The sequence below is a fragment of the Streptomyces sp. NPDC038280 genome (genome assembly GCF_055600045.1).
The window spans coordinates 154,343-177,833 of sequence record NZ_JBVJYZ010000005.1 but is presented as its reverse complement, the minus strand read 5'-3'; the positions used below and the strand labels follow the sequence as shown (position 1 = coordinate 177,833).

25 protein-coding genes are annotated in these 23,491 nt (G+C 68.4%); 13 read left to right on the top strand and 12 right to left on the bottom strand.

The genetic code is table 11. The features are described 5' to 3' along the window. The first annotated feature begins 38 nt into the window (after positions 1-38). From ACZ7J0_RS13920 to ACZ7J0_RS13910, 3 genes are all read left to right on the top strand, one after another. A complete protein-coding gene (locus ACZ7J0_RS13920) occupies positions 39-1,112 on the top strand; it encodes a metallophosphoesterase (RefSeq protein WP_470887049.1) in 1,074 nt (357 codons plus the stop codon). 148 nt (positions 1,113-1,260) lie between these two features. Continuing rightward, positions 1,261-2,085, top strand: coding sequence for a hypothetical protein (locus ACZ7J0_RS13915; protein WP_470887047.1), 825 nt, complete (start codon positions 1,261-1,263; stop codon positions 2,083-2,085). A 75-nt stretch (positions 2,086-2,160) separates the two neighbouring features. Next, positions 2,161-2,736 carry a DUF4240 domain-containing protein gene (locus ACZ7J0_RS13910; RefSeq protein ID WP_470887045.1) on the top strand — a complete coding sequence of 192 codons (576 nt, stop codon included), beginning with the start codon at positions 2,161-2,163 and terminating at the stop codon, positions 2,734-2,736. 57 nt (positions 2,737-2,793) lie between these two features. On the opposite strand, the gene thiC is transcribed toward ACZ7J0_RS13910, so the two are convergent. Further along, positions 2,794-4,575, bottom strand: coding sequence for a phosphomethylpyrimidine synthase ThiC (gene thiC / locus ACZ7J0_RS13905; protein ID WP_470887043.1), 1,782 nt, complete (start codon positions 4,573-4,575; stop codon positions 2,794-2,796). A gap of 198 nt (positions 4,576-4,773) precedes the next feature. Here thiC and ACZ7J0_RS13900 point away from each other — a divergent pair, with 198 nt between their 5' ends. Then, positions 4,774-6,078 (top strand): YibE/F family protein, encoded by a 1,305-nt coding sequence (locus tag ACZ7J0_RS13900; protein ID WP_470887041.1) that lies wholly within the window; start codon positions 4,774-4,776, stop codon positions 6,076-6,078. A gap of 1 nt (position 6,079) precedes the next feature. Here the strand turns inward: ACZ7J0_RS13900 and ACZ7J0_RS13895 are convergent, their stop codons facing one another. The 4 genes from ACZ7J0_RS13895 to ACZ7J0_RS13880 all read right to left on the bottom strand — a co-directional run bounded on the left by ACZ7J0_RS13895 (position 6,080) and on the right by ACZ7J0_RS13880 (position 8,392). Next, a complete protein-coding gene (locus ACZ7J0_RS13895) occupies positions 6,080-6,514 on the bottom strand; it encodes an SsgA family sporulation/cell division regulator (protein ID WP_470887039.1) in 435 nt (144 codons plus the stop codon). 138 nt (positions 6,515-6,652) lie between these two features. Continuing rightward, positions 6,653-7,423, bottom strand: a complete 771-nt coding sequence (locus ACZ7J0_RS13890; RefSeq protein ID WP_470887037.1) for an IclR family transcriptional regulator — start codon at positions 7,421-7,423, stop codon at positions 6,653-6,655. A gap of 279 nt (positions 7,424-7,702) precedes the next feature. Beyond that, positions 7,703-7,921, bottom strand: a complete 219-nt coding sequence (locus tag ACZ7J0_RS13885; protein WP_468708895.1) for a DUF5326 family protein — start codon at positions 7,919-7,921, stop codon at positions 7,703-7,705. Between the two features lie 153 nt (positions 7,922-8,074). Beyond that, a complete protein-coding gene (locus tag ACZ7J0_RS13880) occupies positions 8,075-8,392 on the bottom strand; it encodes a cupin domain-containing protein (protein WP_469120360.1) in 318 nt (105 codons plus the stop codon). Between the two features lie 52 nt (positions 8,393-8,444). Here ACZ7J0_RS13880 and ACZ7J0_RS13875 point away from each other — a divergent pair, with 52 nt between their 5' ends. The 4 genes from ACZ7J0_RS13875 to ACZ7J0_RS13860 all read left to right on the top strand — a co-directional run bounded on the left by ACZ7J0_RS13875 (position 8,445) and on the right by ACZ7J0_RS13860 (position 11,611). Then, positions 8,445-8,825: a phage holin family protein gene (locus tag ACZ7J0_RS13875; protein WP_470887035.1), complete on the top strand. Its 381-nt coding sequence runs from the start codon at positions 8,445-8,447 to the stop codon at positions 8,823-8,825. A gap of 5 nt (positions 8,826-8,830) precedes the next feature. After that, on the top strand, positions 8,831-9,979 hold the full coding sequence (locus tag ACZ7J0_RS13870; protein ID WP_470887033.1) for a cystathionine gamma-lyase: 1,149 nt from the start codon (positions 8,831-8,833) through the stop codon (positions 9,977-9,979). Positions 9,980-10,191: 212 nt separating this feature from the next. Further along, a complete protein-coding gene (locus ACZ7J0_RS13865; RefSeq protein WP_470887031.1) occupies positions 10,192-11,085 on the top strand; it encodes a LysR family transcriptional regulator in 894 nt (297 codons plus the stop codon). A 46-nt stretch (positions 11,086-11,131) separates the two neighbouring features. Then, positions 11,132-11,611 (top strand): NUDIX domain-containing protein, encoded by a 480-nt coding sequence (locus ACZ7J0_RS13860; RefSeq protein ID WP_470887029.1) that lies wholly within the window; start codon positions 11,132-11,134, stop codon positions 11,609-11,611. On the opposite strand, the gene ACZ7J0_RS13855 is transcribed toward ACZ7J0_RS13860, so the two are convergent. Together ACZ7J0_RS13855 and ACZ7J0_RS13850 are read right to left on the bottom strand one after the other, a co-directional pair. Beyond that, on the bottom strand, positions 11,608-13,191 hold the full coding sequence (locus ACZ7J0_RS13855) for a globin domain-containing protein (protein WP_470887027.1): 1,584 nt from the start codon (positions 13,189-13,191) through the stop codon (positions 11,608-11,610). The two genes, ACZ7J0_RS13860 and ACZ7J0_RS13855, sit on opposite strands and share 4 nt — an antisense overlap. 205 nt (positions 13,192-13,396) lie before the next feature. Then, positions 13,397-14,038 carry an HAD family hydrolase gene (locus ACZ7J0_RS13850; RefSeq protein WP_470887025.1) on the bottom strand — a complete coding sequence of 214 codons (642 nt, stop codon included), beginning with the start codon at positions 14,036-14,038 and terminating at the stop codon, positions 13,397-13,399. Positions 14,039-14,115: 77 nt separating this feature from the next. Between ACZ7J0_RS13850 and ACZ7J0_RS13845 the strand changes: the two genes are divergently transcribed. Next, positions 14,116-14,643: a DUF2269 family protein gene (locus tag ACZ7J0_RS13845; RefSeq protein WP_470887023.1), complete on the top strand. Its 528-nt coding sequence runs from the start codon at positions 14,116-14,118 to the stop codon at positions 14,641-14,643. 5 nt (positions 14,644-14,648) lie between these two features. Next, on the top strand, positions 14,649-15,536 hold the full coding sequence (locus ACZ7J0_RS13840; RefSeq protein WP_470887021.1) for a GNAT family N-acetyltransferase: 888 nt from the start codon (positions 14,649-14,651) through the stop codon (positions 15,534-15,536). A gap of 4 nt (positions 15,537-15,540) precedes the next feature. Here ACZ7J0_RS13840 and ACZ7J0_RS13835 read toward each other — a convergent pair whose 3' ends face one another. Both ACZ7J0_RS13835 and ACZ7J0_RS13830 read right to left on the bottom strand, forming a co-directional pair. Then, positions 15,541-15,972: a GlcG/HbpS family heme-binding protein gene (locus ACZ7J0_RS13835; protein WP_470887019.1), complete on the bottom strand. Its 432-nt coding sequence runs from the start codon at positions 15,970-15,972 to the stop codon at positions 15,541-15,543. Positions 15,973-16,022: 50 nt separating this feature from the next. Beyond that, positions 16,023-17,237: an MFS transporter gene (locus ACZ7J0_RS13830; protein ID WP_470887017.1), complete on the bottom strand. Its 1,215-nt coding sequence runs from the start codon at positions 17,235-17,237 to the stop codon at positions 16,023-16,025. 140 nt (positions 17,238-17,377) lie between these two features. Between ACZ7J0_RS13830 and ACZ7J0_RS13825 the strand changes: the two genes are divergently transcribed. Next, complete coding sequence (locus tag ACZ7J0_RS13825) at positions 17,378-17,836, top strand: MarR family winged helix-turn-helix transcriptional regulator (RefSeq protein ID WP_470887015.1); 459 nt, start codon at positions 17,378-17,380, stop codon at positions 17,834-17,836. A 23-nt stretch (positions 17,837-17,859) separates the two neighbouring features. Then, entirely contained in the window at positions 17,860-18,312 is a 453-nt protein-coding gene (locus ACZ7J0_RS13820; protein ID WP_470887013.1) for a GNAT family N-acetyltransferase, read from the top strand. Between the two features lie 109 nt (positions 18,313-18,421). Here the strand turns inward: ACZ7J0_RS13820 and ACZ7J0_RS13815 are convergent, their stop codons facing one another. Continuing rightward, complete coding sequence (locus tag ACZ7J0_RS13815; RefSeq protein WP_470887011.1) at positions 18,422-19,798, bottom strand: serine hydrolase domain-containing protein; 1,377 nt, start codon at positions 19,796-19,798, stop codon at positions 18,422-18,424. A 161-nt stretch (positions 19,799-19,959) separates the two neighbouring features. On the opposite strand from ACZ7J0_RS13815, the gene ACZ7J0_RS13810 reads away from it, so the two are divergent. After that, entirely contained in the window at positions 19,960-20,523 is a 564-nt protein-coding gene (locus tag ACZ7J0_RS13810) for a dihydrofolate reductase family protein (RefSeq protein WP_470887010.1), read from the top strand. A 405-nt stretch (positions 20,524-20,928) separates the two neighbouring features. Here ACZ7J0_RS13810 and ACZ7J0_RS13805 read toward each other — a convergent pair whose 3' ends face one another. Together ACZ7J0_RS13805 and dnaB are read right to left on the bottom strand one after the other, a co-directional pair. Further along, entirely contained in the window at positions 20,929-21,588 is a 660-nt protein-coding gene (locus ACZ7J0_RS13805; RefSeq protein WP_470887008.1) for a hypothetical protein, read from the bottom strand. A gap of 381 nt (positions 21,589-21,969) precedes the next feature. Beyond that, on the bottom strand, positions 21,970-23,457 hold the full coding sequence (dnaB, locus tag ACZ7J0_RS13800) for a replicative DNA helicase (protein ID WP_470887006.1): 1,488 nt from the start codon (positions 23,455-23,457) through the stop codon (positions 21,970-21,972). Between the last annotated feature and the right edge of the window lie 34 nt (positions 23,458-23,491).

Here is a 23,491-nt window from a genome sequence, read left to right as displayed (position 1 = left end):
CCGACCAGGTCGGTCCGCGCGTGTAGGGCGTCGCGACGGTGGTGGAGGGGTCGATGACTCAGGGGGCCGGGCAGGAACCCGTGGTGCGGACGGCGACGTTGCGTGACTTCCGCGTGCCGCCGTACGCGCGGGTGCCCGTGCAGGGTCACGCCGCTCACCCCGGCAACGCGGTGCCGGACGACGAACTTCCAGAGGGCTACACCCCCACCGAACGGGACCTCCCCGTGATCAACCGGGGAGACACCGTGCAGGTCCGGGTCGACACCCCCGAGATGCCCGTGGCCGACGGCCTTGGCCCGCTCTACGTCGTCGGCGACGTCCACGGCTATCTCGACGAACTTCTCGCCGCGCTCCGTGAGCAGGGCCTGATCGACGCCGAGGGGAACTGGGCCGCGGGCAACGCCCGCCTCTGGTTCCTCGGCGACTTCACTGACCGGGGCCCCGACGGCATCGGCGTCATCGACCTCGTGATGCGGCTGTCCGCCGAGGCCGCGGCGGCCGGCGGGTACTGCAAGGCGCTCATGGGGAACCACGAGCTGCTGCTGATCGGGGCCAAGCGGTTCGCCGACACCCCGGTGAACTCCGGCGCCGGCACCGCCACCTTCCAGGCCGCCTGGCTGCTCAACGGCGGTCAGAAGTACGACATGGACCGCCTCCAGGACGTCCACCTGCAGTGGATGTCCAGGCTCGACGCCATGGTGGAGGAGGACGGGCATCTGCTGATGCACTCCGACACCACGGCGTATCTCGACTACGGCTCGACCATCGAGGACGTCAACGACACCGTCCACGAGATCCTCCGCCGGGGAGACGCCGACGAGTGCTGGGACCTGTTCCGCAAGCTCACCAAGCGCTTCGCCTTCCGTGACGAGGCCGGCCCGCAGGCCGTACGGGAGCTGCTCTCCACTTACGGCGGAGGCCGTGTGGTCCATGGCCACAGTCCCATCCCGTACCTGCTGGGTGAGGTCGGCACCGAGGACGCGGACGGCGAGGCCACCAGGCCCGTCGTGGAAGGCCCCCATGTCTACGCGGGCGGACTCGCGATCGCGATGGACGGCGGAGTGACCATGGCCGGAAAGCTGCTCGTCGTCCAACTCCCCTTGCCTCACTGAGCGGAGCCGACGCAGGCGATTTCCGGAAACCCCCTGTCACCCCGTGCCGGAACCGCTCTACCATCGGCGTATCCGTAGCAGGCTCTCCTCCGTTTCCGCCCAACTGCCCGCTGTCCGCTGGCAGACAGGCCCTACGGAGCATCGGGGGATGCACATGAACGTGGCTCCGCACCTGCTGACCGAGGACCGCGCCGAGTTCGAGCGCATCCTCGACGACGCACTCCGCAACGCGCCCGACCGTCCGGATCTCGCTGCGGTCGGGGAACGGCTGAACACCGAACAGCTACGCACCATGGCTCTGAACGCGACAGCTCTGATCACCTCCTCGGCCGCCGCTGAGTACGACCACTTCGTGAAGGTTCGCGAGGAGTTCCGCTCGCCGTCCGGGGCGAGCGTCATGGACGCCGTCCTGTCGCCGTCGGGCGCCGTGACCGAGGACGGCACGGGCGCGGGACTCGCCGCGGTCGTCACCGTGCTGGCACCCGTCCTCTCGGGTACGGCAGCACTGATATTCCTGCTCGTCGGGTACATCCTGAAGGCCCTCACTCCGGCACCTTCCTTCGCCGAGACCCTGCTGACCGCGGGCTGGTTCTTCGGCGCGGTGACGGCGGCGGGCATTCTGGTCGCGGCGATCGGGCTGCTCGTCACCGCTCTGCGCAACGGGGCGACCCAAGTGGCGGCGCAGGAGCCCGGGGGGGAGCTACCCGACGAGGTCTCCAGAGCCAGGGAGGCGTGGCGCCATGCTGTGCTGGAGCGCGGCATCCTGCCGTTCCTGAGAGCCGCACTGACCGACCCCAGCTCCGATCCGGCTTCATCGACTCCCCCGCGAGCGGCGGGCCGGATCCCCAAGGTGGGCTACAGCGGCCCAGACTTCTCGAGCCCGAACGAAGGCGCCTCGGGCAATCGCCCCAGATTCACCAGCCCGGACTTCACCAGCCCGGACTTCGGCGGCCCCGAGCACCAGCCCGAGTGACGGGATTTCGGGTTCACCGTTTCACGTGAAACATTCCGAGGCCGTCTGTCAGACCGGACTGGCACAGTGCCGTCCATGGACATCGACCGGTTCTGGCAGATCATCGAAACCGCACGCGTCTCAGCGGCCACGGAGGACGAGCCTTTCGACGAGGCTCTGGTGAACCTGCTCACCAGCCGCCCGCCGCAGGAGATCCTTGAGTACGCGGAGCGGTTCGACGAGGCGCACGACGCCCTGTATCGCTGGGACGTATGGGGCGCGGCGTACCTCATCGGCGGTGGATGCTCCGACGACAGCTTCATCGACTTCCGTGCGGGCATGATCACGCTCGGCCGCGAGTGGTACGAACGCACTGCGGCGGACCCGGACAGTCTCGCTGAGAACCCCGTCGTGATCGCGGCCGCCAAGGTGCACCGCGACGAGGCTCTCTTCTACGAAGAGGTGAACTACGCGGCCGCGGAGGCGTACGAACGCATCACCGGAGATTCCGATGCCTTCTACAAGGCCTGGGCAGAGTACCGGCCGGCACCTGCGAAGGACCTCGAGCCGGGCGACGACTTCGACTTCGATGACGCCGATGAGATGCACCGTCGCCTTCCGCTCCTGGCGCAGCTGTATCTCGCCCCGGGGAACGCGGTGGAGCTCTCATGACGAGGGGCCGGCTCGCGACTCCCCCCGTGAGGGTCGCGAGCCGGCCCGTTCGTCGGATCAGTCGGCCAGCGGCAGATAGACCCGGTTCCCGGACGCGGCGAACTCGGCGGACTTCTCCGCCATGCCGGCCTGAATCTCCTCGGACTTGAGGTCACCGCCGTGCTCGCGCCGAATGTCCTGGGAGATCTTCATCGAGCAGAACTTAGGGCCGCACATCGAGCAGAAGTGCGCCGTCTTGGCCGGCTCGGCGGGCAGCGTCTCGTCATGGAACTCCCGCGCCGTGTCCGGGTCGAGGGCCAGGTTGAACTGGTCCTCCCACCGGAACTCGAAGCGCGCGTCGGACAGCGCGTCGTCCCACTCCTGCGCCCCGGGGTGCCCCTTGGCCAGGTCCGCCGCGTGCGCCGCGATCTTGTACGTGATGACACCGGTCTTCACGTCGTCGCGGTTCGGCAGGCCGAGGTGCTCCTTGGGCGTGACGTAGCAGAGCATCGCGGTGCCCCACCAGGCGATCATCGCGGCACCGATGCCCGAGGTGATGTGGTCGTAGGCGGGCGCCACATCGGTGGTCAGCGGGCCGAGCGTGTAGAACGGCGCCTCCTCGCAGATCTCCTGCTGAAGGTCGATGTTCTCCTTGATCTTGTGCATCGGGACGTGGCCCGGGCCCTCGATCATCGTCTGGACATTGTGCCGCTTGGCGATCGTGTTGAGCTCTCCGAGCGTCTTCAGCTCGGCGAACTGCGCCTCGTCGTTGGCGTCCGCGATGGAGCCGGGACGCAGCCCGTCGCCGAGGGAGTACGTCACGTCGTAGGCGGCGAGGATCTCGCAGAGCTCCTCGAAGTTCTCGTACAGGAACGACTCCTTGTGGTGCGCGAGGCACCACGCGGCCATGATCGAGCCTCCGCGGGAGACGATGCCGGTCTTGCGGCGCGCCGTCAGCGGCACGTACCGCAGCAGCACACCCGCGTGGACCGTCATGTAGTCGACGCCCTGCTCGGCCTGCTCGATGACCGTGTCCTTGTAGATGTCCCAGGTCAGCTCCTCGGCCTTGCCGTCCACCTTCTCCAGGGCCTGGTAGAGCGGCACGGTGCCGATCGGCACGGGGGAGTTGCGCAGCACCCACTCGCGGGTGGTGTGGATGTTACGGCCGGTGGAGAGGTCCATGACCGTGTCCGCGCCCCACTTGGTCGCCCAGGTCATCTTCTCCACCTCCTCCTCGATCGAGGAGGTGACGGCGGAGTTGCCGATGTTGGCGTTGACCTTCACCAGGAACCGCTTGCCGATGATCATCGGCTCGATCTCCGGGTGATTGACGTTCGCCGGGAGGACGGCGCGACCGGCCGCGATCTCCTCGCGCACCACCTCGGGGGAGACGTTCTCGCGGATCGCGACGTACTCCATCTCCGGAGTGATCTCGCCCCGGCGGGCGTACGCGAGCTGCGTCACCGCCTGGCCGCTGCGGCCCCGGCGGGGCTGGCGCGGCCGGCCGGGGAAGACCGCATCCAGGTTCTTGAGCCCGCCTCGGGGCGACGTGTGCTTGATCCCGTCGTCCTCGGGGCGGACCGGCCGACCCGCGTACTCCTCCGTGTCGCCGCGACCGATGATCCAGTTCTCCCGCAGCGGCGGAAGGCCGCGGCGGACGTCGGTCTCGACGGTCGGGTCGGTGTACGGCCCGGACGTGTCGTACAGCGTCACGTCCTTGCCGTTGGTGAGGTGCACCTGGCGGACCGGCACACGGAGATCGGGGCGCGAGCCCTCGATGTACCCCTTGTGCCAGCCCGGCGTGCGCTCCGCCTGGCCGTCCTGGCTGGTGGCAGGCGTGCGTGCATCCTGAATGGTCATGAGACCTACTCCCTACGCCGGCATTACCCGGTAACAGGTTCGGCGGTCGGCGCAGCCTCTTCCCGTACGGATGTACGGTGATCAGCGCCCTCTCAGCCCGGTGCTCCGAGCTCCCGCGTGTGCAAAGGTGTCACCACGCTAGCGTCATCACTGGCGTGCTGAACAGTGGGCCCCCTCCGTTCTTGCGATGATCGGCCGGTGACTTCCACGCAGCGGACCCCAGAACCCCACGGCCACTCGCACAACCACGGCCCCGCGGCACCTGTGTCCCGGCATCTGCGCAAGGTCATCGCCGCCGTGCTGATTCCCTTCGCCACCGCCGTTCTCGTAGGGCTCGCCATCCTGTGGCCGGGCGGCGCCCCGGCGCACGAGCGCACCGGCGTCGGCTTCGACCGGCAGACCCAGCAGGCGAAGGTCACCCGGGTCGACTGGGTGGACTGCAAGGACGTGAACGCCGCGCAGGTCCCGCCGACCGGTGACACCTCGACCCCAGAAGGCCGTGAGGCGGTCAATGCCCAGAAGGGGCAGTGCGCGAAGGCGACCGTCGAGGTCACCACCGGCAAGGACAAGGGCCGTACGTTCGTCGAGATCGTGCAGCCGGACGCGCCCAGGCAGCTGCACGAGGGCCAGGACGTCGTGGTGGCCTACGCTCCCGACGCCCCTCGCGACCTGCAGTACTCCGTGAGCGACGTGAACCGGAAGCTCCCCATGGCGCTGCTCGCCGCGATCTTCGCACTGGCGGTCGTCGTCGTGGGCCGGATGCGCGGTGTGATGGCGCTGATCGCGCTCGCGGTGAGCTTCGGCGTACTGACCCTCTTCATCCTCCCGGCCATCCTCCAGGGCTCGAATCCGCTGGTCGTGGCGGTGGTCGGGGCAAGCGCCATCATGCTGATCGCCCTCTACATGTGCCATGGCCTGTCGGCCCGCACATCGGTCGCCGTTCTGGGCACCCTCATCTCGCTGCTGCTGATCGGGCTGCTGGGCTCGCTGTTCATCGGCTGGGCCTCCCTGACCGGCAACACCGACGACAACACCGGCCTGATCCATGGCCTCTACCCGGACATCGACATGTCAGGTCTGCTCCTGGCCGGCGTGATCATCGGCTCGCTCGGTGTCCTCGACGATGTGACGGTCACCCAGACATCGGCTGTGTGGGAGCTGCATCAGGCGGATCCGACGATGGGGCCGCGCGGGCTGTACCGGGCCGGCATCCGTATCGGCCGGGATCACATCGCGTCCGTGGTCAACACGCTCGTTCTCGCTTACGCCGGTGCCGCCCTGCCCCTGCTGCTGCTCTTCTCGATCGCGCAGAGCAGCGTGGGCACCGTGGCCAACAGCGAGTTGGTGGCGGAGGAGATCGTGCGGACGCTCGTGGGCTCGATCGGGCTGGTCGCCTCGGTGCCGGTCACCACCGCGCTGGCGGCCCTGGTCGTTTCAGCCGACCGGCCGGGTGCCGCCGAAGCCCACGCGAAGCGCGGTGGCAGGCGCCGCCGCGCGAAGTGACTCAGCCGGCGTTCTCCTCCGCGAGGATCCGGCCGAGCGCCGCTTCCAAGTGCTCCTCGAAGTCCCCGAGAGCGCGCTCCTGTCCCAACGGCATCAGCCTGTCCGTGCGATCCAGGAAGGCCACCAGCGGAGGTGCGCTGGCCCGGAAGAGGGCGCGGTCGCTTCCCACCCGGAGCCGGATGATGACGTCGGACAACTGTCGCGAGCCGGTCGGGGCGATGTGAACGTCCCCTTCTCCGCTCGGGCCGTTGATCCCGTCCACCAGCAGTTCTCTGCCGAAGGTCCAGGTCACGGGCGCGTCGCCGGGAAGGTGGAACGTCATGCGCACCGCATAGGGATCTCGGGTCTCGTAACGGAGTTCCACCGTGATTCGGAAGGAGAGCTCCTCGGAGACGAGGAAACTCATCAGGACCTCGGCCTGAACCGACTCGCGCATCATGTACTCCGCAGTAGATGAAGCAGTTGTGAAAGGACACCCTGCTACAAGCTCTGATCAAAACGGCCAGGAATGATCCCCATGACCCTCTTGACGCAATCGTCCTGGACGCGTTAACGGATCACAAGGAGTGATTTTTCAGATACTGATAGAGAATGCGAACGAACTGAAGAGTCTTCCAATGTCGTTGCGCAGCCGATCCACTGCGGGCAACAGTCGATCTTGCAGGTGAAGCGGCAGAGAAATGGCCATCGCGGCCGCTGTGGACCCCGCCGTGATGGGAATTGCCGCACAGACCGTGCCGAGCGCGTACTCCTGACGCTCCACCAGGGGTTCCATTCGCCCCATGGAGCCCAACCGCTCCAAGAGCATGCGGCGGTTACGCACCGTATACGGCGTGATGGCCTGGACCGGATGGCGGCTGAGGTGGTCTTGACGACTCTTTTCGTCCAATTGACTCAGCAGACACTGCCCGATGGCATGCGCGTGACCGGTCTCCCGGAAATCGGCCCACTCGTCGACGGCGGGGGCGGTGGGGGTGTCGGCAACCGCCACGAGTTCGATCTCGCCGTCGCGGTAGATCGCGAAGTACACGGGCACACCGATGGCATCGCGCCAATGCGCCAACGCGTCCTCGATCGTGGTGCGACGATTCTGCGCGGTCTGTCCCCCGGCCAGTCGGCCCGCCGCGTCCCCGAACACGAACACACCCTTCTCACGGCGCAGATAGCCCTCGTGAGTCAGAGTGCGGAGAAGGTGATAGGCGGTGGGAAGAGGGAGCCCCGCCTCGCGCGCGAGCTGTTTGGCGGGGGCACCGTCCTCATGGGAGCCGACGGCCTCCATGAGTCGCAGAGCCCGCTGGACCGAGCCGATCAGGGTAGGGGCAGAGGTCTGTGGAGCCGTGGCCAAAGGTCACCCCCAAGGCGTGTCGACGGGTGCGACACACCCGCCCGCAGGGGCCGCCCCCGCGCGCCCGCCGCGTCCCGTGGCCCGGGGTGAGGACCTGCCAGGACCGTCGTGCAACCACTGATCAGGGCAAGTGTCGACGCCCTGGACCAGGGCGGCAGAGCCGTTTCACTCTATTAGGAGCCCCGGTTCCCCCACGCCGTTTCTCCTGGGGCTTCCCTCGGCCGGGCTAACGCCCGCACGCACAGCCCGTCGCGCGCAGCCCAGCCCTCGACTCGGCCGCTACCAGTCGCTGCGGGAGGACGACGACGACATGAACTTCCGTACGACGTAGATCAGTCCGCCGACCAGAGCCGCGAAGACCAGGACCTTGAAGAGCAACCCGATGACGAAACCGACCACGCTGGCGATCATTCCGCCGAACACGACCAGCGCGATGACGGGTATGGCGACCCACTTCACCCACCAGGGCATCCCCGCGAGAATCTCCTTTACCGCCATTGTCCTTACCTCGTCTCCATGAGTCTTCGAGTGCTCCGCCCGGTTGTTCCGTAGCGAACACTCACGATGCTAGGGGCGGCAGGGGGCCGGCGGGGGCCTCGCAGCCCTTGATCTCCCCTGACGCGACCCCTAGGGACTCGGGCGCTTCGACCCTCAGCTCTCGGGCGGCGAGAAGACCACCATCACCCGGAGATCCTCCGTGACGTGGTGGAACTTGTGCGGCACACCGGCCGGTACGTACACCACGCTGCCCCGCCCCACCTGCGTCGTCTCCGTCCCCACCGTGATCGAGGCCCGGCCGCTGATGACGAGGTACACCTCGTCCTCGGTGTGCGGCTGCTGCGGGTCGAGCTCGCCCGCGTTCAGCGCGTAGAGACCCGCCGACATATTGCGCTCACGCAGGAACTGCAGATAAGCGCCCTTGTTGGCGGCGCGCTCCGCCTCCAGCTCGTCCAGTCGGAATGCCTTCATCGTCCGTCCGCCCCCTGCACTTGGCCCGATCATGTCTGCCACGATCAGACACATGATGAATTTCGTAGTCAAGACGATCGCCAACGCGGCAGCCCTGTTGGTGGCGATCTGGCTCCTCGACGACATCACCCTGACCGGTGACAGCACCGGCAAGAAGGCGCTGACGCTCATCCTCGTCGCCCTCGTCTTCGGCCTGGTCAACTTCCTCGTCAAGCCGCTCGTGAAGCTGCTCACGCTGCCGCTGTTCATCCTCACGCTCGGGCTGATCACTCTCGTGATCAACGCCCTGATGCTGCTGCTCACCTCCTGGCTCGCCGACAAGCTCGACCTGAGCTTCCACGTCGAGGGCTTCTGGACCGCGGTGCTCGGTGGCCTGATCATTTCGATCGTCTCGTGGGCGCTGAACGTCGTACTCCCCGACTCCAAGGACTGATCCGCATGACCATCGGAGACGGCACCCGGGCCGTCCGGGCCGGGCTGCCCGAGGCCCTCAAGTATGAGCCGACGCTGCCCGGGCCGGTGTTCGCCGCCCACTTCCATCTGCCCGGCGACCCGACGGGGCCCTACACCTACGGCCGTGACGAGAACCCGACCTGGACCCATCTCGAACGCGCCATCAGCGAGCTGGAGGCCCCTGGTACGTCACCGGGGGAGCCGTCGGCGCAGGCAGGCGTCGAGACGGTCACCTTCGCCTCGGGTATGGCTGCGATCTCCGGGGTCCTCTTCTCGCAGCTGCGGGCCGGCGACGCGGTCGTCCTGCCGTCCGACGGCTATCAGGCGCTTCCCCTGGTGCGCGAGCGCCTGGAGGCGTACGGAGTCGAGGTCCGCACCGCGCCGACAGGCGGTGACGCGCAGCTGGAGGTCCTGGACGGTGCCCGGCTCCTGTGGATCGAGACGCCGTCCAACCCCGGTCTCGACGTCTGCGACATCCGGCGGTTGGCCCGTGTGGCGCATGAGGCCGGCGCACTGGTCGCGGTCGACAACACCCTGGCCACCCCCCTCGGACAGCGGCCACTGGACCTGGGCGCGGACTTCTCGGTGGCGAGCGACACCAAGGGCATGACGGGGCACGGCGACATCCTCCTGGGCCATGTCAGCGGCCGTGATCCGCTGCGCATGGCGGAGGTACGGCGCTGGCGCAAGGTCGTCGGCGCGATCCCCGGCCCGATGGAGGCCTGGCTGGCACACCGCTCGCTGGCCACCCTCCAACTCCGCGTCGACCGGCAGTGCGGGACCGCGCTGACCCTCGCCGAGGCGCTGGGGGAGCGCGCGGACGTGTCCGGCCTGCGCTACCCGGGCCTGCAGGACGACCCCTCCCACAAGGTGGCCTCGGGGCAGATGCGGCGCTTCGGCTCCGTGGTCTCCTTCGTCCTGGCGGACCGCGGAAGGGCGGAGCGGTTCCTGGACGGTCTTCGGCTCGTGGACGACGCGACCAGCTTCGGAGGAGTGCGCTCCACCGCCGAGCGGCGCGGGCGCTGGGGCGGCGACGCCGTACCGGAGGGCTTCATCCGCTTCTCGGTCGGAGCGGAGGATCCGGAAGATCTGGTGGCCGACGTGCTGCGGGCTCTCGACGAGGCCCGGGGATAGGAAGCCGGACAGGCGGAAGGGACGGTCCGAGCCTCCCCCCTCATGGCTCGGACCGTCCCTGGCTGTCGGCGCGGACATCCGCCTGACCAAGGCTAGTTGACTGTGCGTCAGTGTCCAATCACGGTAGCGACAGAGACCTATCGACTTATTTATAGTTGGACGTCCTGAGGCGTCGTCAGTCGTCAGACCGTGGAGCCAGGAGAGGGGCGGGCATGGATCTGGCCCTGCTGCGCACGTTCATCACGGTGCACCGGGCCGGCTCCTTCACCAGGGCCGCCGCGCTCCTCGGTCTCTCCCAGCCGGCCGTCACCAGCCAGATACGAACCCTGGAACGGCAGCTGGGCCGCCCGCTCTTCCTCCGCCGCGCCCGCGGCGTCACCCCCACCACGATCGGCGACGAACTCGCGCACCGGGCCGCGCCCCACCTGGACGCCCTCGTCGAAATCGCGGAAGCGGGAGCCGACGAGAGCGGTGTCCGCACCCTGCATCTGGCCGGGCCCCCAGAATTCACCTCCGTACGCGCCCTGCCCGCGCTCACTCCTCTGATCTCCCAGGGCCTGGCGTTACGAGCCTCCTTCCTCGGCAACGCCGAGGAGGCCCTTGAAGGGCTCGCCGCCGGGCACCACGACCTGGCCATCGCCACGGCGCGGCCCCGCGGTGGGCTTCTGACCGCGACGCCGCTCTGCGACGAGGAGCACGTCCTGGTCGCCTCGCCTCGTTGGGCCGCCCGGCTCGCCCCCGGCGTGCTGCTGCGCAGAGGCGCCGTCGTGCTGGAGCAGCTGCCCGTGGTCGAGGTGCACGAGTCGCTCCCCTTCGTCGCCCGCTACTGGGCCGCGGTCTTCGAGAGCAAGCCCGCTGCCGCCGCCACCGTCGTCGCCCCCGACCTGCGGGCCGTCCTGGAGTCCGCGGCCTCGGGCGCAGGTCTCGCGGTACTGCCCCGCTATCTGTGCGAGGAAGCGTTGGAGAGGGGGCGCGTGGTGGCCCTGCTCGATCCGCCGGTCCCGCCCCTGCGCACCTATTTTCTGGTCGTTCGCACAGGAACGCTGGCCCTGCCGCATATTGCACGGGCACATGAGTGGCTGCTGCGCGCGGCGGCCGACTGGTGAGGGCCGAGTGGGTTTCAGACGGCGTTCCACGGGCCATTTTCTTGCCATGACCGAACGTCCAGTGGTCAAGCGCACCGCCCGTGCCATCCTCCTCGACGGCAACGACCTCATCCTGATCAAGCGCACCAAGCCGGGGGTCGATCCGTACTGGATCACGCCGGGCGGCGGAGTCGAGCCCGAGGACGCGACCGTCGTCGACGCCCTCCACCGCGAAGTCCACGAAGAGCTGGGTGCCAAGATCACCGACGTGGTGCCGTGCTTCGTCGACACCGTCGAGCACATCGTGGACGGTGGCGTGTCGGGCGTGAAGGTGCAGCACTTCTTCGTCTGCAGGCTCGAATCGATGGACGAGTCGCTGCGGCACGGTCCCGAGATCGAGGAGCCCTGCGGCGAGTACGAGATCGTTCGCGTGCCCTTTAGTCGCGTCGGCATCGCGGCCGTCCACCTCGTGCCGCTGTCCCTGCGTCACTACCTCGACGGGAACATCGAGGGCGTGCGCGCGATGCACGCCCCCGACCTGGGCTAATCCGCCGCAGCCACGAGCTCTTCGAGGGAGTCGTGGCGGATCCGGTCCGACGGCATCCCGATGCCCCTGAGCGCGTCGACCCCGCTGCGGATCATGCCGGCCGGGCCGGAGAGGTACGCGTCGAACTCGTCCCACGGACCGAACTCGCGCACGGCGTGCGGAAGCTGCCCCTGGTGCGCCCGGTCGTCTATCACCGTGCGCACGGCGAGCCAGGGGTGCGCCTGCTGGAGGCGGAGCATCGTGTCGATGTCGTAGAGGTCGTGATCGCTTCGTGCTCCGTAGAACACCTCGACGGGGCGCCGCTCACCATGCTCGGCGACGTCCTCGACCAGCGCCTTGATGGGCGCGATACCGGTGCCGCCGCCCAGACAGAGCAGCCCGTTGTCGGTCGAGTGGTCCACGGTCATCGATCCGGCGGGCGGTCCCAGGCGCAGGGTGTCCCCGGGGCGGGCGTGGTGCACCAGCGCGTTGGAGACCCAGCCGGCGGGGACCGCCTTGACGTGGAAGGACAGCAGCCCGTCGGGGCGCGGCGCCGATGCGAAGGAGTAGTTCCGCCAGACCCTGGGCCACCAGGGGGTTTCCAGCGTCGTGTACTGGCCGGCCAGGAAGGGATACGGCTGGTCGGGCCGGACGGTGACGACGGCGATGTCGGGCGTCCGCAGATCGTGCGAGACGACCTCGGCGTGCCACCAGGCGGGAGCGTGCCGCTCGTTCTCCGCGGCGGCGTCGATCATGATCTGGGAAATGGTCGTGTACGTACGGATCCAGGCGGCCTCGGTCTCCTCGTCCCAGGTGCTCGTCGCATACCGGGTGAGTGAGCCGATGAGAGCCTCGCCGACCGCAGGATAGTGCGAGGGCTGCGTACCGTACTTGCGATGACCACGGCCCAGGTGCTCGAGGTACTGGGTCAGCACAGGAGCGTTGTCCATGTGCTCGGCGGCGGTCAGCAACGCCTTGAGAAGCCGGTCGCGCTGGGCGTCCATGGCGGCCGGGAAGAGGGACCGCAGCTCGGGGTGGCGGACGAAGAGCAGCGCGTAGAAGTACGAGGTGACCTTGTCGGCCACGGGGGCGACCTCGGCGAGCGTGCGCCGGATGAGGATCGCGTCGGGAGAACCGATCTCGACGGGGCGCGGCTCGGCGCGGGGCCCGGCCTGCGGCGGCTGAGGTTCGGTGCGGGGCGGCTGGGGCGCGGCGTGGGGCGGCTGGGGCTGGGTCCCCGACGCCTGCGGTTCGACCGGCATGGGCTGGGGCTCTGCCTCGCGGCGGGGCTCACCGTGGGGCGCGCTCCCGTGCTCGGGAGCGCCCTGTCTGGGAATGTCGGGTGCGGGAGTCCCTCGGTCCGCGACGGTCCCCACCGGCCGTATGGCAGTGAAGGCACGACGCGGGGTGGCTATCCGGGGCGGGGTGTCCTGAGCCTCCCCCTCCGCCGCCTGGGGCGGCTTTCGCGGAGTGAACCAGCCGCTCGGGCTGGTGGTGCTGCCACTGGCGCTCGCGCTGCTCGCACCGTCGCTGTTACTGCCGTTGCCGTGATTGTTGTCGAGAGTGCCGTTGTCGGCCGACGTGGTGGTCGGAGCGTCCATCGTGTGCCTCGCCTCGAACATCTTTAAGTCGGACCGTTTGTGACAGTGCCCAGGCCTGCCGTCTTCGCAGCATGCCATTCCGGGCCTTCGCATCGGACAGAAAGCGGAGATCCCGGGCATTCGCACCCGCATTCCCGTTAAGCTGCCTGCCCTCCATGTCTCTGTCCAGAGCGTCCGGACATATGCCGGTCGTGTGCCTGATGAGTTACCGGTCAGTTCGGACCAGGCCGTAGGCCTCTCGCGCATCGCCCCCGGCATAAGCATGCGTGGCCAGCCCGGACACATGATGGTCTGCATTCACCGCGACCGCTACAGGGACCGCCGCGAAGAGCTCCGCGTCGGACATGGAATCACCGTATGCAACACAGTCGTCCAGACTCACCCCAAATTCTGCACACAGCCGCTCCGCGATCTTCACTTTCGCAGCGGCGTTGAGAATACCGGCCCGATTCACAGGCTGAGTGAAGGGGACAGCCGGCCAGCGGGACCCGTGAGCGGCATGCGCGCCCCAGGTCAGCAGTCGCTCCACGAAGAAATCCGGCGACAGCGAGACGACCGCGCAGTAGTCGCCGGCAGCCTCGATGTCGGCCCACACCTCGCGGATGCCCTCGAGCCAGGGCGCGCCGTCAAAAGCCGCCGCGACATGCGCCTCGGTCAGCTCCGCCCACAGTTCTCTGGCCTGCTCGGCGAAGTCGGCCGGATGCAGTCCCTCCAAGAGGAAGGCACGCTCCAGCTCGGCAATCTCCGCACTCACGCCGAGTTGCCGGGAGATCTCCACGGCGGCCGCGGATCCACGGATCAGTGTGCCGTCGAGATCGAAGAGATGAAGTCTGGGAGAGATCGCCATGTACGCCGAGGCTAGTACGTGGGGTTACTCCCCCGGTCGGACGCCGGATGAGGCAGTCGCACGGGACGGTGTTTCACGTGAAACAACTCCCGCGTCCCGCCCGCCGGGCCCTCCTCGTTGTCCATGTCGCCGTCTCCGTGAGCTGGCTGGGGCTCGCTCTGGGCCTTCTCACGCTCGGGATCACGGCGTACACGACCAAAGACGCCTCCCTGACGGAGGCGGTCTACCGCGCCATGAAGGTCTTCGGGGACTGGCTGCTCGCGCCGATCGCCCTGGCGACCCTGCTCAGCGGTCTCGTTCTGTCGCTCGGCACGCCGTGGGGTCTCGCACGCCACCGCTGGGTCTGGATCAAGTTCTGGCTGACGCTGATTACTGCGGCCGCGACTGTCTTCGCTCTGCGGCCGGAGATCAACGACGCTGCGGCTTCCGGAGTGCCCGACGCCAGCCTGATCGCTGCCCCTTCTGTCTCCACGACCGCCTATCTCTTCATGACCGTGATCTCGGTGCTCAAGCCCTGGGGGCTGACCCGGCGGGGACGGCGCCAGCGTGCCCTGGCAACCGCGCGTAAAACAGTGGACGGGCGATCTCCGCGTCAGCCAGCCTGACCTTCATGCCGACACCCTCTCCCGCCCCGTACGACCTCCCGATCAGGCGTCTGTCCCTGGACGACCTCACCGCTTGCGCCGACCTCTCCGAAAACCGCGGATGGCCGCGCGAAGAGCACAAGTGGGGCCTGCTTCTCGCTGCCGGCACCGGCTACGGCATCGACGATCCCTCGGGCAAAGGTCTCGTCACCGCGTGCGTGGTCACGTCCTACGGCGCGGGCACGGGCCCCGAAGCCGGCCTCGGCCTCGGCGCCGTGGGTATGGTCCTGGTCGCCGAGCGGTACGCACGCCAGGGCATCGGACGACGGCTGATGCGGCATGTGGTGGGCGAGGCGGGCGACACCCCGCTCACCCTTCACGCCACCCCGGCCGGCCGCCCGCTCTACGAGGACCTGGGTTTCACGGTGACCGGGCGGGCCGAAATGGTCTGTGGTCACTTCGGCTTCTCGGTGCCTGCCCCTGCCATCCCCACCCGCCCTGCGACCGCGGAGGACCTCCCGGCCATCCTGCGTCTGGATGCGGAAGTCTTCGGCCTCGACCGGACCCCTATGATCGCTCGCCTCCCCGCCTTCGCCGACCAGCTCCGTGTGGCCGAGGAGCACGGCGAGATCATCGGCTACACGGCGGCATGGCCCAACATGGACACCCATGTCGTCGGTCCTCTGATCGCACGCGACACTGCCACGGCGCAGGCTCTGGTGGCCTCCCTCGCCGAGAACACCGACCGACCGCTACGGACGGATGTCGATGTCCGCCACGAGAACCTGCTGACATGGTTGAAGGCGAACGGCCTGGAGCCGATCGCCTTCAACGCGGTGATGACCTACGCGATCCCCGGTCTCCCCGGGGACTGGACCCGCCGCTTCGCCCCCCTGACGGTGGCGGCCGGCTGACGGTTCACCGGACCAGCGATTCCACCGCCGCCGTGGCGAAGTCGTGGTCTTGATGCGGGGCGCCGCCGCCGACGCCGATGGCACCTATGAGACGGCCGTCGCGGTGTACCGGTACGCCGCCGGCGATGAACAGGAGCGGGCGGTCGAGGGCCGTTGGCAGCGTGTGGAAGAGGCCGCCGGGCTGGACCAGCTCGACCAGGTCCGCGGTGGGAGCGTTCAGCTGAAGGGCGGTGAACGCCTTGCGGGTACTCGTCTCGCCCGCGATGAGCACGGCCCGGTCGTCGCGGCGGAAGGCCAGCGGATGGCCGCCCGCGTCCACGACGGAGATGGCGACCGTGACCCCCTCCGCTTCGGCGGCGGCTCGGGCTGCCTCGACGAGTGCCTCGGCGTCCTGGGTGGTCAGCGGGGCAAGGGCCGTGGGGGCGGTGGTGCTCATGAGAACTCCTTGGTGCTGCGGTTCAGCGTGGTGAGGGGAAGGGGCTGGGGTCAGCGCCGGGCGGCGCCCACGGCCGCCGGGACCGAGGCCGAACCGGCCACGACCCTGCTGTCGCGCCGGGCGTCGCGGCGCTCCAGCGCGCTGGACAGGACAGCGAGGGCCAGGGCCGAGACGGCAAGGACCGCGCCCACCCAGTTCGGGGCGGTGATACCGAGGCCGGCGGCGATCACCATGCCGCCGAGCCAGGCGGCGAGGGCGTTGCCGAGGTTGAAGGCACCGATGTTGACGGCGGAGGCAAGCGTGGGGGCGCCGGAGGCCTGGTCCAGGACGCGCTTCTGGAGCGGCGGCACGGTGGCGAAGCCCAGAGCGCCGATGAGCACGATGGTGATGGCTGCGGCGAACTGGTTGTGGGCGGTGACCGTGAACAGACCCAGTACGAGCGCGAGCGCGCCGAGGGACACATAGAGCAGCGGCATGAGCGCGCGGTCGGCGAACTTGCCGCCGATCAGGTTGCCGCCCACCATGCCCAGGCCGAAGAGGACCAACAGCCAGGTGACGGACGAGTCTGCGAAGCCGGCGGCCTCGGTCATCATCGGCGTGATGTAGGTGACGGCGGCGAACACGCCGCCGAAGCCCAGCACGGTCATGGCCATCGCCAGCAGCACCTGGACGTTCTTGAACGCGGCCAGCTCATGGCGGAGGCGGACGCCTTCCGGCTTGGGCTGCTCGGGGATCAGCTTGGCGACGCCCACGAGGCCGAGAACACCCAGTCCGGCGACGATGAGGAACGTGGCCCGCCACCCGGCGCTCTGGCCGATGAAGGTGCCGAGCGGTACACCGACGACATTGGCCACGGTCAGACCGGTGAACATCATCGCGATGGCGCCGGCCTTCTTCTCGGGTGCGACCAGGTCGGCGGCCACGACGGAGCCGATGCCGAAGAACGCGCCGTGCGCGAGCGAGGCAACGACCCGGCCCGCCAGCATCAGTCCGAAGGACGGGGCGATGGCGGAGAGCACATTGCCCGCGATGAACAGGCCCATCAGCAGCATGAGCATCCGCTTGCGGGAGACCCGTGTGCCCAGCACCGTCATCAGCGGGGCCCCGAGGACGACCCCGAGGGCATACCCCGTGACCAGGTATCCGGCGGTCGGAATGGAGACCTGGAAGTCGTCGGCAACGTCGGGGAGTAGCCCCATGATCACGAATTCGGTGGTTCCGATACCGAATGCCCCGATGGCGAGAGCGAGGAGCGCGAGTGGCATGGGTTTCACCTTCCCAGAAGATTGCGCTTGCGCCTTACGAGCGTCCACAATAATTGCAGGCGCTGGTTGATTGCAAACGCGGGCTATTGCGCTCGTCGTCTATCCTGGGTGACAAGCCGCTCCGGGACAGAGGAGAGACCATGACAGCGACCGACCCGGCACTCACCGCCCTCTCGCAGGGGTGGTGCGCGCTCTCTCTTCTCCACGGGAAGATCGAGGCTCACATCGAGCGGGCGCTGGAGGCCGAGCACGGCCTGAGCATGCGTGAGTACTCGCTTCTGGATGTCCTCAGCCGCCAGCACAGCGGTCCGGGTGGGCACCTCCAGATGAAGCAGGTGGCCGACGCCGTCGTCCTCAGCCAGAGCGCCACGACGCGCCTGGTCACCCGCCTCGAAGACCGGGGTCTGCTTACCCGCTACCTCTGCGACACCGACCGGCGCGGCATCTACACCGACGTCACAGAGGCCGGCCTGGCGCTGCTCGCACAGGCCCGGCCCACCAATGACGCCGCTCTTCGAGAGGCCCTGGACACTGCCGCGCAAAACCCTGAGCTGGCTCCCCTGGTCAAGGTCGTCGAGGAGCTCCATGTCCCGGCGTAGCGCTGCGGCGTAGCCTGCGGAGCATGAGCGATCTTGACATCAGGCCCGCAGCCTCCAGCGACGTCCCGGCGATCGTGGCCATGCTGGCCAACGATCCCCTGGGCGCCAAGCGCGAGTCGCCGGACGACCTCTCCCCGTACACCAGCGCCTTCGAGCGACTGGAGCAGGACCCGAACCAGCATCTGGTCGTCGCCGTGCGGCAAGAGCGGGTCGTCGGCACGCTGCAATTGACGATCATTCCGGGGCTGTCCCACCGCGGTTCCACCCGGGGGCTCATCGAAGGCGTTCGCATCCATGCCGACGAGCGCGGCGGGGGCCTGGGAACCGAGCTGATCGAGTGGGCTGTCGCCGAGTCCCGGCGGCAGAATTGCCGGCTCGTTCAGCTGACGTCCGACGCCACTCGCACCGACGCCCGCCGCTTCTACGAGCGGCTCGGTTTCGTGGCGTCGCATGTGGGTTTCAAGCTCGCTCTCTGATCCTGCTGATCCTGCGCGGCTCCCTTGCGACTGAGCGCTCGATGAGTGCCCCGGGCGCCGAGGAGTGCCCTCGGCGGCCGGTTTCACGTGAAACACAGCCTCCAGGCGCCTAGAGGCCGCGCCAACCGCCCTCGTCCACTCCGCCGGGCGCGGCACCCCCCTGCTCGTACGGCTCACGCGTGAAGACGAACGACGCCAGGTCGAGGTGACTCACTGATCCGTCCTCTCGCCGCACCACCGAGAGCGTCTCGCCCGCGTAGTAGCCGTCCAGCCCTACCCAGGTGCCATCCGGTCGCGCCCGGAAACGCGCACGCCGACCGTTGCCCCGCAGTGGCTCCAGCGCCACGCCCCCCTCGCCGGTGAGCCGCAGCCCATAGGCGTACGTCCCCCAGTACCAGGGCCCGGTGAGCTCCAGCAGGTCCGTGTCCACGGTCGGAAGCGGGCGCCACGGCTCCGGGAAACGGGGCTCCGCATCCGCCACGATCCGTACGAGATCGGCGGCGATGGTCCCGGTCAGAGGCCCTGAGGTCGCATTGGCCAGCGCGACTGCCGCCACGCCGTCCTCCACGCTCACCCAGAGGCCCGCCACGAAGCCCGGCAGCGAACCGGTGTGCCCGATCAGCGTGCGACCCTTCACCCGGACGATCTGCAGGCCGAAGCCGTAGGCGGCGTCCCAGTCCCCCGCCTCGGACGGCGTCGACGGAGTCCGCATCTCCCGAACGGACTGAGCACTCAGAACGCGATCGTCTCCCCCCGCGAGAAACAGCGCGAATCGGCAGAGGTCCTCGGCCGTCGACCACAACTGGCCGGCCGGGGCCATCCGTCCAAGGTCCTCGGTCGGCTCCGGGAGCATCACATCGGCCCACGGATGTACGGCCCAGCCACCGGCATGAGGGGCCACCGGCTGCGTACTCGTCCGGCTCAGACCGAGCGGCTCCAGGATCTCGGCGCGCAACGCCTCCTCCCAGGACCTTCCTCGGACTGCTTCGACGAGCGAACCGAGCAGCGTGTAGCCGGGATTGGAGTAGTGGTGGCGGCGCCCCACGGCATGGATCAGGGGCCGCTCCCCGAGCACATCGGCAAGTTCGGGTCGCAGCGTACCGGGGGTCCGCTCCCACCAAGGAGCAGGGGTCTCGGCAGCCAACCCCGCACTGTGTCCCAGGAGTTGAGCGATGGTCACCTCGCCGACGCCAGTCCCCGGCAGATGCTTCTCCAGCGGATCACCGAGATCCAGCAGCCCCTCGTCACGCAGCCGCAGCACCAGAACGGCGGTGAACGTCTTGGTGATGGATCCGATCCGGTACTGCGTGTCGGCGTCCGGCGCATGACCGTCCACACAACTGCGCGATCCTGACCAGACGGTCCGTCCGTCCCTGGCCACCGCACCGACGACCGAGGGAGCTCGACCATCGCTCTGGGCGGTGGCGACACGGTGCAGAAGGGCCCGTTCCGTGCTGGGCAGAAGTGCTTCGAAGGGTGAAGTCATGGACCAGATCTATCGGCACGCCCCTCTTCCGTCGACCGCTTTTCGCGCGACACCCGCGATCCACCAGGGGCGAGCGAGTACGTTCGCCGTTCGCGCACCGATGAGTTTCCCGCGCCGCGCCGGTCTGTACGCGTGAGACCGACTCACGGAAGGCTGGCGCCATGAGGAAACTGATCTACGGCATGAACCTGACCCTGGACGGCTACATCGCCGCGCCCGGCGACGACATCGGCTGGAGCGTGCCGAGCGACGAGCTGTTCCAGTTTTGGTCCGACCAGTTGGAGGCGACCGACCTGTCGCTGTACGGGCGCAAGCTGTGGCAGACGATGAGCTCCTACTGGCCGACCGGCGACCAGCAGCCCAACGCCACCCCTGCGGAGATCGAGTTCGCGCGCCGCTGGCGGGACATGTCGAAGGTGGTGTTCTCCTCGACGATCGACAAGGTCGACTGGAACACCCGCCTGGTCACCGGCGACGCGGTCGCCGAGATCACCCGGCTCAAGGCCGAGGACGGCGGCCCGATGGACATCGGCGGCGCGACGCTCGCCGGGGCGGCCATGCGGGCCGGGCTGATTGACGAGTACGTGCTGGCCACCGCGCCGGTCCTGGTGGGCGGCGGCACGCCGTTCTTCACCGCGCTGGACAGCTGGGTGAACCTGAACCTGGTGGAGACGCGGACGCTTCCCTGCGGAGTGATCCTGACCAGGTACGAGACGAGGCGCTGAGCGGGGGCCATATGCCCGGCCCGTGACACCGGAGGAGCTGGCCCGGTTGCGCCGGCGCGCGACCTCATGGACCCGAGTACGCGAAGCCGCTCGACGTGCCCGCGTGGCCCGCGCCGCGCTGATGTCGCCCTCGCGCTTCTCCGGCCAGTTCCGCGCCCTAAAGGGTGAACGCCTCTGCCCCGTCTCATCGAGCACGTCATCTGGGTACTCCCTGACCTGCGAGGTGTCAGGTCTGGGTGAGACTCGGGTCGAGGCCGGGAAGCCATGAGGTCGGGGACCGGATCCGAAGGGATCGGATGTCTCATGGATCATGGCGGGTGTGTGGGCCCTGAACTGTGGTGTGCCAGTTCGGCTGAGACGCCATCGGTGTGACTCTCACCGAGCATGGCAGTTTCGGGGCGTGGTTCAGCTCCAGTAGGTGTCGCTGGCGGCTGTCTCCTCCCACGTTTGGAGCTTCAGCTGCTGTCTGCAGGAGGTGGCGGCTTTCGTCGCCCAGTCCCGGAAGGCTTCGGGGTCCTCTGCCAGGGCGTGCAGCTGCCGCGCGGACTCCTGAGCTTGGACCATCCAAGGCGCGAAGGCGTCCTCGCCCAGGACCTGGTCCAGGCGTCGCCGAGCGGTGGAGGTATCACCGGTCAGTCCGGCGGCGATCCCGGCGTGGTAGTTGTCCCAGAAGTAGCCGGGGCGAGGTTTCTGCGAGTTCAGGAAGTCGGCGGTGGACGGCAGATCAATGAACCTGTCCCGGTTTTCCCGCGCGAGGTCGGCGGCTCGCCGCGCGAGGTTTTGCGCGTCGAGGGCGAACTGGGTGGGATTCACGAACCGCTCGAATCCGGACTCGCGGCCGCCGACGTCGAATGCCAGATGATCCCTGTCCTGCCACAACCACATCACGCCGACGTTCAGATAGCTGCCTTCGTTCCGGCCGGGCTGGAACTCGACGATGCCCAGCCACCATCCGTGGTCGTCGATCCACGTTCGCGACCTTCCGCGCTGCTGAAGACCGAGGGGCCGGAGCGCCTCGCGGGCTGCTGCCGTGACCAGGCGGGGGGCGGTGGGTGTGGCTGCCATGCCGATCATTGTCCGCTGCCTTGTCGTGCGGGTTCTCCGGGCCAGTCCGCGGTGAGGCCAGACGGAAGTACGCGAGCTTCGATCGCCAGGCGGCGTGCGACTTCGGAATGCAGGTCGTCGCGCTCGCGCCAGTGAGACGAGGCGAACAGGCCGGTCAGGGCAACGGTTTCGGGGGCAGGTGGCGAATTCGATGCGATCCTCGGTGGGGCGGTGGGGGTCTCCGTAGGGGTCCTCGGCGATGGTGTCTAGGCGTCGTGTCCAGCGCTGCCGGATAGTGAGTGGCTCAGACGCTCGGAACCAATTCGCTGTGATCGTGCGGGCGCGCAGGTAGTTCAGGGCATGAGACTGTGCCGCGAAATCTGAGACCCTACACGCTCATGATCATGTCTGGGCCATGTCCACGAAACGGGAGTAGTGGCCCTGGAAGGCCACCGTGATCGTCGCCGTGGGGCCATTTCGGTGCTTCGCCACGATCAGGTCCGCCTCGCCCGCCCGCGGGGACTCCTTCTCGTACGCGTCCTCACGGTGCAGCAGGATCACCATGTCCGCGTCCTGCTCGATGGAGCCGGACTCACGCAGGTCCGAGACCATCGGCTTCTTGTCCGTGCGCTGTTCCGGTCCACGGTTCAGCTGGGACAGCGCGATCACCGGAAGCTCCAGCTCCTTGGCCAGCAGCTTGAGGTTTCGCGACATGTCCGAGACTTCCTGCTGGCGGCTCTCGGCACGCTTCGAACCGCCGGACTGCATCAGCTGGAGATAGTCGATGACCACCAGCTTCAGATTGTTCCGCTGCTTGAGGCGGCGGCACTTGGCACGGATCTCCATCATCGACAGGTTGGGCGAGTCGTCGATGTACAGCGGGGCCTGGGAGACGTCCGGCATCCGACGCGCCAACCGCGTCCAGTCCTCGTCCGTCATCGTCCCCGAGCGCATGTGGTGGAGCGCCACGCGGGCCTCCGCCGACAGCAGGCGCATCGCGATCTCGTTGCGGCCCATTTCGAGGGAGAAGATCACGCTCGGCAGGTTGTTCTTGATCGAGCACGCCCGGGCGAAGTCGAGCGCCAGCGTCGACTTACCCATGGCGGGGCGGGCCGCGATCACGATCATCTGGCCCGGGTGCAGACCGTTGGTCAGAGAGTCGAAGTCGGTGAATCCGGTCGGCACACCCGTCATCTCACCGCTGCGGGAGCCGATCGCCTCGATCTCGTCGAGCGCGCCCTCCATGATGTCGCCGAGCGGCAGATAGTCCTCGCTGGTGCGCTGCTCGGTGACCGCGTAGATCTCCGCCTGCGCCGAGTTCACGATCTCGTCGACGTCGCCGTCGGCGGCGTATCCCATTTGTGTGATCTTGGTGCCGGCTTCCACCAGGCGCCGGAGCACCGCCCGCTCGTGGACGATCTCCGCGTAGTACGACGCGTTCGCTGCCGTCGGCACCGACTGGACGAGCGTGTGGAGATAGGAAGCGCCGCCGACCCGGGTGATTTCCCCGCGCTTGGTCAGCTCCGCGCCCACCGTGATGGGGTCGGCCGGCTCGCCCTTGGCGTACAGATCGAGAATCGCGGTGAAGACCGTCTCGTGCGCCGGACGGTAGAAGTCATGGCCCTTGATGATCTCCACGACGTCCGCGATGGCGTCCTTGGAGAGGAGCATGCCGCCGAGCACGGACTGCTCGGCGTCGAGATCCTGCGGGGGCACCCGCTCGAAGCCGGCGGACCCGCTGTCCCACGGTCCGCTCTCGCTGCCCCGGTCATGCTGGTCGTCCCGGCCCCGCCCCCGGCCGCGACCATCGCCGGTTCGCTGACGGGCGGGCAGACGGTCTCCCGGACCGCTGTCGGCCCAGGGGTCGTCCAAGGGCTCGGGAATGCTCACCAAGCCACCTCCTCCCGTCCGCTCCGCGGACCTC